This window comes from Rhizobium sp. Rhizsp42, assembly GCF_047304155.1.
GTDB lineage: Bacteria > Pseudomonadota > Alphaproteobacteria > Rhizobiales > Rhizobiaceae > Rhizobium.
Map to the genome: position 1 here is coordinate 149,641 of NZ_JBGLYS010000012.1, position 9,031 is coordinate 158,671.

General features: G+C 64.3%; 9 protein-coding genes. 7 read left to right on the plus strand and 2 right to left on the minus strand.

Features of this window, described 5'->3' with window-relative positions:
• Window positions 1-46 precede the first annotated feature (46 nt).
• The 6 genes from ACCD05_RS14250 to ACCD05_RS14275 all read left to right on the plus strand — a co-directional run bounded on the left by ACCD05_RS14250 (window position 47) and on the right by ACCD05_RS14275 (window position 4,914).
• Window positions 47-742, plus strand: a complete 696-nt coding sequence (locus ACCD05_RS14250) for a DUF1045 domain-containing protein (protein WP_413393448.1) — start codon at window positions 47-49, stop codon at window positions 740-742.
• Window positions 743-755: 13 nt separating this feature from the next.
• On the plus strand, window positions 756-1,895 hold the full coding sequence (locus ACCD05_RS14255; protein ID WP_413393450.1) for an alpha-D-ribose 1-methylphosphonate 5-triphosphate diphosphatase: 1,140 nt from the start codon (window positions 756-758) through the stop codon (window positions 1,893-1,895).
• The gene (gene phnN, locus ACCD05_RS14260; RefSeq protein ID WP_413393452.1) at window positions 1,892-2,506 is read left to right on the plus strand and encodes a phosphonate metabolism protein/1,5-bisphosphokinase (PRPP-forming) PhnN; all 615 of its coding nucleotides are present in this window, start codon (window positions 1,892-1,894) and stop codon (window positions 2,504-2,506) included. Before ACCD05_RS14255 ends, phnN begins: the two co-directional genes overlap by 4 nt.
• A 5-nt stretch (window positions 2,507-2,511) precedes the next feature.
• Window positions 2,512-3,033 carry a GrpB family protein gene (locus ACCD05_RS14265; protein ID WP_413393454.1) on the plus strand — a complete coding sequence of 174 codons (522 nt, stop codon included), beginning with the start codon at window positions 2,512-2,514 and terminating at the stop codon, window positions 3,031-3,033.
• A gap of 795 nt (window positions 3,034-3,828) precedes the next feature.
• Complete coding sequence (locus ACCD05_RS14270) at window positions 3,829-4,359, plus strand: AAA family ATPase (RefSeq protein ID WP_413393456.1); 531 nt, start codon at window positions 3,829-3,831, stop codon at window positions 4,357-4,359.
• Between the two features lie 69 nt (window positions 4,360-4,428).
• On the plus strand, window positions 4,429-4,914 hold the full coding sequence (locus ACCD05_RS14275; protein ID WP_413393458.1) for a GFA family protein: 486 nt from the start codon (window positions 4,429-4,431) through the stop codon (window positions 4,912-4,914).
• A 37-nt stretch (window positions 4,915-4,951) separates the two neighbouring features.
• On the opposite strand, the gene ACCD05_RS14280 is transcribed toward ACCD05_RS14275, so the two are convergent.
• The gene (locus tag ACCD05_RS14280) at window positions 4,952-5,989 is read right to left on the minus strand and encodes an SDR family oxidoreductase (RefSeq protein ID WP_413393460.1); all 1,038 of its coding nucleotides are present in this window, start codon (window positions 5,987-5,989) and stop codon (window positions 4,952-4,954) included.
• Window positions 5,990-6,110: 121 nt separating this feature from the next.
• Between ACCD05_RS14280 and ACCD05_RS14285 the strand changes: the two genes are divergently transcribed.
• A complete protein-coding gene (locus ACCD05_RS14285) occupies window positions 6,111-7,082 on the plus strand; it encodes an AraC family transcriptional regulator (RefSeq protein WP_413393461.1) in 972 nt (323 codons plus the stop codon).
• A 76-nt stretch (window positions 7,083-7,158) separates the two neighbouring features.
• Here the strand turns inward: ACCD05_RS14285 and ACCD05_RS14290 are convergent, their stop codons facing one another.
• Window positions 7,159-8,529 (minus strand): MATE family efflux transporter, encoded by a 1,371-nt coding sequence (locus tag ACCD05_RS14290; protein ID WP_413393463.1) that lies wholly within the window; start codon window positions 8,527-8,529, stop codon window positions 7,159-7,161.
• Window positions 8,530-9,031: the final 502 nt, after the last annotated feature.

Genomic DNA, 9,031 nt, shown 5'->3' on the forward strand with positions numbered 1-9,031 from the left:
CGGCAGACTGCCTCCCGCATCCACATAGATTTCCGGGATACTGGCCTTGCGATACGCACTCTATTTCACGCCGCCGAAGGGTGATCCCTTGAACGTGGCGGCTGCCCATTGGCTCGGTCGCGATGCCTTCACCGGCGAAACTTATCCGGCTCCCGATTATCCTGATCTCCCTGCCGTCGAGCAGTTCGAGCTCACCGCCGATCCGCGCCGCTATGCCTTCCACGCCACCATCAAGGCGCCGTTTCATCTGGCCTCCTCGGTCACCGAAAAGGACCTCATCCAGGCCGTCGAGGATTTCGCGGACCGCACGCCTGCCTTCGCGATCCCCGAGCTCGTGCTCGGCCAGCTCGGCAAATTCTTCGCGCTGGTGCCCGGCTCCCTGCATCCGCCGCTTCAGCAATTCGCGGCCTCCGTGGTAAAGTCCTTCGAACCGTTCCGCGCGGCATTGTCTGAAGCTGATATCGCCCGGCGCAATCCGGACAAGCTCAGCGAAAGCCAGAGGGCCAATCTGTTGCGCTGGGGCTATCCTTACGTGATGGATGACTTCGGGTTCCACATGACGCTCTCAGGCCAGGTGCCGGAAGAGCGCGCCGAGGTGATGAAGACCATTCTTGCCGAGCGCTTCGCCGCCTTCACCGGCCGGCCGCTTTTGATTTCGGGCCTTGCCGTTTTCGTCGAAGAGACGCGCGGCGCGCCGTTTACCGCCCATTCCTGGTGGCCGCTTGCCGCCGCCAAACCTTGAAAGATCACAGGTCATGACCAAAGAAACCGTCTTCTCCAACGCCCGCATCGTCCTTGAGGATGAAATCGTCGAAGGATCGGTCCTCGTTCGCGACGGCAAGATCGAGGATATCGCAAGCGGCAGCTCCCGCCTCGGCGAGGATTTCGAGGGTGATTACCTGATCCCCGGCCTGGTCGAGCTGCACACCGACCATCTCGAGGGCCACTATTCGCCGCGCCCCGGCCTGCGCTGGAACAAGACGGCGGCGATCCAGGCGCATGACGCCCAGATCGTCACGTCGGGCATCACCACGGTCTTCGACTGCCTGCGCATGGGTGCTGACGAAGACGGCGGCTTCGAGCATGGCGAAATGCGCGACATGGCAGATGCCATCCAGAAGGCCGAGAAAGAGGGCCGCCTGCGCGCCGAGCACCTCATCCACCTGCGCTGCGAAGTCTCCGCCGACAACGTGCTGCAGCACTTCGCCGATTTCGAAAACGACCCCTATGTCCGCCTCGTCTCGCTGATGGACCATGCGCCGGGCCAGCGCCAGTTCCAGACCATGGACCAGTACATCTTCTACTATCAGAAGAAGCGCGGCCTCACCGATGCCGAGTTCGCCAAGTTCGTCGATCGCCGCGTGTCTGAATCCGAGCGCAACTCGACGCCGCACCGCGTCGCGATCTCGAAGGTCTGCGCCGAGCGCGGCATCACGGTCGCCAGCCACGACGACGCGACGCTCGCCCATGTCGACGAGGCGATCGAAAACGGCGTCCGTCTCGCCGAATTCCCGACCAGCTTCGACGCCGCCAAGGCCTCGCATGAAAACGGCATGAGCGTTCTGATGGGCGCGCCGAATATCGTGCGCGGCAAGTCCCACTCCGGCAACATCGCCGCCCGCGATCTTGCCGAGCGCGGCGTGCTCGACGTGCTCTCCTCCGATTACGTGCCGCTCAGCCTGCTCTACGCGCCCTTCCTGATCGCCGATGAAGTCGAGAGCATCTCGCTGCCGAAGGCGATCGCCATGGTCACGTCGACACCGGCCCGCACGGTCAGCCTCAACGATCGCGGCCGCATCGAAACCGGGCTGCGCGCCGATCTCGTTCGCGTCTTCCGCGACGAGGGCGTTCCGGTCAGCCGCTCCGTCTGGCGCGAAGGGCGCCGGGTCGCATGACCGCGCACGAAACACATCCCTCGCACGAGCCCCACGTCGTTCCCGGCACCGAGCACGGCATCATGGTGGTCGTTGTCGGCCCCTCCGGCGCCGGCAAGGACACGCTGATGGCGGCGGCCGCCCGGCATTTCCGCGAGCGGCAGGACGTGCATTTCGTCCGCCGCGTCATCACCCGCGATCACGACGCCGGCGGCGAGGATCATCTCGCCGTCTCGCCCCAGGGCTTCGCCTCGATGGAGCAGGCCGGCAGCTTCTCCGTCTGGTGGGAAGCCCACGGCCTGAAGTACGGCATCCCCTCGGAAGTCTCGGTGTCGCTGTCAGCTGGAAGCCTCGTCATCGCCAATGGCTCACGCTCGGCGCTGCATCATTTCCACGCCGTCTTCCCGCGCCTGAAGGTGATCAACGTCACCGCCCGCGCCGAGGTTCTGGCAAGCCGGCTCGAGGCCCGCGGCCGCGAGACCCACGAGGACATCATGGCCCGCCTGGCCCGTGGCCCGCTCACCGTGCGCGGCGATTACGACGTCGTCGATCTCGACAATAGCGGGTCCTTGGAACAGGGCGAACGCCGCATGGTCGACGTCCTCGAGGGCTTCCTTCAAGAGATCGGCTGACGACGATGCGGCCAATACGGGTTGTCGAGTATGATCCGCGTTGGCCCTCGCTCTTCCAGGCCGCGCGCGACGAACTCCTGTCGCTCGCGCCCGGCCTCATCCTTGCTGTCGAGCACATCGGCAGCACCGCCGTCCCCGGCCTCGCCGCCAAGCCGAAGATCGACCTCGACGCCGTCCTCATCGACGCTGCCGCGCTCGCCACACTCTCGGCTCAACTCGAAGCCTCCGGCTTCCGCGCCCACGGCGACCCACATGGCGACGGCCGCCTGCCATTCACCCGCGAGCACGAAGGCTACGGCCTGCGCCTCTACCTCTGCCTTAAAGCCAACCCCGCCCACCACGACCGCCTCCTCTTCCGCGACCACCTCCGCCTCCACCCGGACCGCGCCGCCGAATACCAGGCGCTGAAGCAACGCCTCGCCGAGGACGCCGCCGGCGACTGGGACCACTACACCGGCGGCAAGAGCGCATTCGTTGCCGAGACGCTCCGCCGCGCCGAGGCCGAGAGATCGGCGTCGCGGGGATAATAATCTTGCGCGGCGAAAGATAGCGCCGCGATATCAGCCGCTTGCGGATTTCGTCGTCCCCACTCGTCCCCGCTGAAATCATGCAGCCGATACTGATGTCGTCATTGGACAGGGAGCCGGGTCGCGAACCGGATCTGACACATCAGGGCGCAAGCCCGGCGTCCGGTGATGGTTGTTGAAAGGTGGATGATCGGATCGTCAGGATTTGACATCCATCCGGAAGCGAAAGGCCGAGAGACGCTCCTGTCGGCCTGGATATCCGGAAGCCTTGATATGATCGGGCAGGCGATATTGCCTGACAATCCTATTTTATACCGAACGTTGCCTGCCCATTCCCAGTCTGCCATGCCGTCGCGGAGAGGTCTCCGGCGCGGGGTTTTGTGGTGTGTGGTTGGCGCGCCGTCTGTGGCCGACGCCTTTCGTACAGATTTTACCGCGTGATACCCCCCTCTGCCCTGCCGGGCATCTCCCCCACAGGTGGGGAGATTGGCTGGGCTTGCCCGCTCGCTCCGACCTCAACGTTTGGCAAAAACCTCGCAACGAGTCGATCTCCCCCCTTGTGGGGGAGATGTCCGGCAGGACAGAGGGGGGTATCGCACGGCACGCCGTCAACGATCGACCGGCAGAAGCCACAAGTTGAACCCGGGACGAGCAGCCCACCCCAACACGGCGCTCCAACACCAAGCCCCAATCTCACTGTCGAAAATATGATAGAATTCTGAGCTAGAAGGCACCACCGGCATCGTCAACGTGTGCCTCGCCAACAATACCCACGATCTATCGAATGAGAGCAAAATGGGCGTCAGAAACGTTCTGATCGAAGGCGTGTCCGGCACGGGCAAGACCTCGGTTGCGACAGGCCTGCAGCAGCGCGGCCATCATGTCGTCCATGGTGACCGAGAGCTCGCCTACAAAGGCGATCCGATGACAGGCGAGCCCCTGAGCGATGCTGCGCGCAGGCAAAATCCGGTTGATGTCGCCTTTGGTCACAGGCACCATCTCTGGGACATCGACAAGGTCAAAACCCTGGTCGCTGACCAAGGTAACGCGATCTCCTTCTTCTGTGGCGGCTCCAGGAATTTCGATCGTTTCATCGATCTCTTCGACCACGTTTTCGTCCTCGACGTCGATCCGGACACGCTGATGAAGAGACTGGCAACGAGGCCCGACGACGAATTCGGCGCAAGCCCCGCCGAACAGCAACTTGTCCTGCGGCTGCACGCGACCAAGGAAGACATACCGTCCGCCGCCACAGTCATCGACGCCACAGCACCACTCGACGCTGTCATCGGCGACATCCTGGCGAGATGCGCAGCATCCGGCTAACGATAGACGATCCGATACCGCGGCCGGCACCCGCCTCGAACATTTCCACGACATCACAAGGCAACCCCCATGACCGACGCAAGACCCCAGCATAGCGCCGCCTGCCACTGCGGCACGGTAAAGTTCACGGTGCGGCTGACGGATGAGTTCAACACCATCCGCCGCTGCACCTGCTCCTATTGCCGCATGCGCGGCGCCATCGCCGCCTCCGCCAATCTCGACGACATCGAGTTCGTCGAGGGCGAGGACAATCTGACGCTCTACCAGTTCCACACCGGCACGGCAAAACACTACTTCTGCAAGACCTGCGGCATCTACACCCACCACCAGCGCCGCTCCAACACCAGCCAGTTCGGCATCAACGTCGCCGTCCTCGAAGGCGTCAGCCCCTTCGATTTCGCCGAAGTAAAAGTCATGAACGGCGTCACCCACCCGAGCGATGCCGGCGGCACGTCCGAGGTTGCCGGGGTGCTCAGGTTCGAGAAACTTCGCGGCCATGCCGGGGAGGGCCCAAGCACCGACGCGGTGATGGCGCTCACCCGAGGCGAGGCGTAACGCCGATCGACACCGGCGTTAGCGTGGCGTTGATTCCCTACACCAACCCAAGCCGAACCAAGCTCTCGGCGCAGGCAACGATCGCCTCTTCCCTTGAGCGCGGCGCCCAGCCGAGCAGGCGTTCGGCCTTCTTGCCCGTCGCGTTCATGTCGTAGTTGAGGAGCGGCACCACCGCCTTCAGCTGCGCATTCGTCTCGCCGGCGATGCGCACCTGCTCGTCCGGCCAGACATCGGTCGAGACCGTGGCCGCCGCGTCACCCAGCCTTTGCCGCAGCAGCTTCGCGACCTCGACCATCCACAGGCTGTCGCCGACGGTGGCAAGGAAGCGCTCGCCGGCAGCCGAGAGGTCGGTCATCGCGCGCAGGTGCAGGTCCGCCACATCGCGCACGTCGACGCAGCAGGAGTTGACGTTCACGCAGCCCGGCTGCCCCTTCAGCATGTTGGCGATCAGCCGGATCGAGTGCGAATAGTCGGCGCCGAGAACCGGGCCGTAGACCGCGACTGGGTTGACCGCCGAAAGCTCCATGCCTTGGCCCTCGCGGGCGATGAACTCCCAGGCGGCGCGCTCCGACAGCGTCTTCGATTTCTGGTAGGGTGCGACATTGCCGTCAAGGTTGCTCCAGTCGGTCTCGTCGAATGGCCGCCGGTGGTCCGGCCCGTGGCCGACGCCGATGGCGCCGAAGGCAGATGTCAGCACCACCCGTCTGACGCCGGCATCGCGCGCCGCGCGCAGCACCCTGAGATTGCCGTTGACGGCAGGCTCGATCCAGTCTTCCTCGCGCGTCTGGTCGCCCGATGGCGTCGGCGAGGCGCCGTGCATCACGTAAGCGCAGCCAGCGGCCGCTTCCGCCCAACCCTCGTCGTGATCGAGATCGGCGATCGCGAAGGACAGCCGATCGCCGGCATCGACGCCGCCTACCTTCAGATGCGCCCGCACCTCATCCTCCCGCCCGGGCGAGCGGATGGTGGTCCGGACGCGGTAACCGTCTTTCAACAGCGCCAGCATGCAATATTGCGCGATGAAACCGGTGCCGCCGGTGACGAGAACGAGCGTGTCTTTATTGTCAGTCGTCATACCTACCTCATGCTTGACGTCGCCGCATCGGATCGCGGCGAACGCGATGACGGAAAGGTAGGCAGCCCCATCCGTACTGTGAATGCTTGAAAATCCGCATCACTTGCGCGATAGTTCGATAATGCTGACCGATCCCTTCTCCGATGTCCTGAGCCTGACGAAAGCCGAGGCGATCGTCACCGGCGGCTTCACAGCCGGCGGCCCCTGGTCGATCGCCTTTCCGGGGCGCGACAAGATCAAGTTCTTCGCGGTGGTGAAGGGCGGCTGCTGGGTAACGCTGGAAGGCGAGGCCGAGCCGATCCGTTTCGAGGAAGGCGATGTCGGCCTGCTCGCCAAGAAGCGCAGCTTCGTTCTCTCCAGCGATCCCGCGCTTCAGCCCGTCGACGCCATGAGCATCTTCACGGGCACGGGACGGCGGCTGGTGACGCTCGGCGACGGCAATGATTTCGCCCATATCGGCGGCCATGTCGCGCTCGATCCGCTAAGGGGCGGCCTGCTGTCGGATATCCTGCCCACCTGGATACACACCCGCGCCGCCTCGCCGCAGGCCGCCATCTTCCGCTGGCTGCTCGACCGGCTGATCGAGGAGCGCGATATCGGCCAGCCGGGCGCCGCCCTTGCCTCCGCGCAGCTGACCCAGTTGCTCTTCATCGAGATCCTGCGCTCGCACTTAAGCGCCGCCGACCGTATGCCCGCCGGTTGGCTGAAGGCGCTCGCCGAGCCCAGGATCGCGCCTGCGCTGCGCCTCATGCATGGCGAACCCGCGCGCGCCTGGCATCTGGAGGAGCTCGCCAGCGCCTGCGCCATGTCGCGCACCTCGTTTGCCGTCCATTTCAAGTCCGTCTCCGGCGTTGCCCCGCTCGCCTATCTTACGGAATGGCGCATGCGCCTTGCCGAACGGGCGCTGCGCGAAGCCCGCACCCCCATCGCCTCCGTCGCCCGCTCGCTCGGCTACACCTCCGAAAGCGCCTTCAGCAACGCCTTCAAGCGGGTGAATGGGAGGTCTCCATCGGCTTATCGGGTGGCGGCGAGTGGGCTGGATTCCGGCGATGAGGTTGGACAGGTATCGAGCGATCCGGCATTCCTGGGCTAACTACGTGAGTGTTTCACAGGAGCCGCCACTATTGGGCGCCTCCTGCGCTTTCATGACCGGCCGGCGGCGGGCTCCATCACCCCTGTCTTATCCGCTCTCCGCCGCGCATCGCGACCGCGCCTAAAACCACCGCAGCGATCGCCACGGTCAAGCCGTCGGCGATTGGAAAGGCGAACCAGATGGCCGTTCGGTCCAGGAACGCGGCGATGACAGTGATGGCGACCGGAACAAGCACGAAGGACTTCATCAGCGTCAGAAGCCCGGCCTGCAGAGGTCGGCCGATCGCCTGGAAGTAAAGCGCAAGCACCAGCACCGGTCCCGAAAACAGATAGAGCGCGGCCATCGGCTTGAGAATCCTGGCGACCTCCTCGATGACGCCGGCGTCGGCGATGAAGGCGGAGGCGATCATTTCGCCTTGTGTCACAAGCAGCAGTTCGACGACGGCGCCGTAGATGAAGGCGGTTACTGCTGCAATCCGCAGAACCCGGTCGGCGCGATCCCAGCGCCCGGCTCCGACATTGTTGCCGACGATGCTCTGCATGGCGAGCGCTGCGGCCATGGGCGGCAGGAAGGCAAAGCCGAGAATGCGCGTGATAATGCCATACGCCGCAACAGCCTGCGAATGGCCTTCGCCTGAGGCCGGCAACGCAAGAACCACGCAGGTCGCCGTCAGCGCCATCCCCAGGAACGTGAGACTGACGGGAGCGCCGAGTGCCGCGATCTTCCCCCATTGCCCATACCACGCGTTCCGCCGCAGGACGCCAAGCGGCATCATGTCCCTGGACCGCCGCCGGCCCTCGACGAGGAGAGCAAGGCCCGCTCCTTGCGCCAAAACGGTGCTCAACGCCGACCCCGCAACGCCCATCGCAAGCGGCACGATCAGGATGTAGTTGAAGAGGATGTTGATCGACGTCACGCCGAGCGACATCAGCGCCATGCTCCCCGCCCGGCCTTCATTGCGCCAGGCATCCGCATGGATGCCGAGCAGGAACTGCAGCGGCGTGCCCAGAAGAGTGACCATCAGGAACACCCACGCCATCCTGGCAACCGGCTCCGCCGATCCGGCCATCCGCGTTGCAAACGTCCAGCCGCCGACGAGGAAGAGCAGGATCAGCGCCAGGCCGATCATGATGGCCAGGCCATGCGCCCGGGCAAAGGTCGCACCCGCCTCTTCGCGCGCACCGGCGCCGAGCTGTCTCGCAAGCAGGCTGGACATGCCGCTGCCGACAAGCGTCGAAAGAGCGATGGTCACAAGCAGTATGGGAAACGAGATGCTGATGGCCGCTATGGCCTCTTCCCCGACAAAGCGTCCGAGAAAGGCGGCATCGACGATGCCGAGCAGGCCGTTCATCGTCATGATGGCCACCATCGGCAAAGCGGTCGTGGCAAAGATCCGGCCCACGGGCGCGGTCAGGAATCGATTGTCGGGTGATTGTCTCGCAGACATCACGCACTCCTCATATGAGGCATTTCGATTGAGGAGGGAGCCTGCATTGCCACCAACGAAATGCTTCGAGGGTGAGATGATGTCCAAGTCGAGCTTTTACCGTGACTTGCGTCCGCAGGCGGCAGGCACTCGAAACCTGCATCGGATCAATCATTTTGACGCGGATCTGTCAATTCGAAAACCGGCGGAGTGGCGTTAGGCGGAGATGAGTTTGCAAGAGGAGAGGTGAGGGTTGAGTGCCCTTCGCTTGCCGCTCAGGGCGTCGCTCCCGCTCCACCCCTCATCGCCTCGCTGTCGCTCCGGCACTTCTCCCCGTTGGGGAGAAGGGGCTGGGAGCACCGTGTTGCTCCTCGTCGAGCGTTGATTTCAAGCCGGCATGTAGGCGAGTATATTGCGCGGCGCAGCCACGAGTCTCTTCTCCCCATCGGGAGCCGTTGCAAAATCTCACCGTTGTGATTCTCTGTCTTAGCGATGAGCGGAGATGATGCGATGTCGGTTCGGG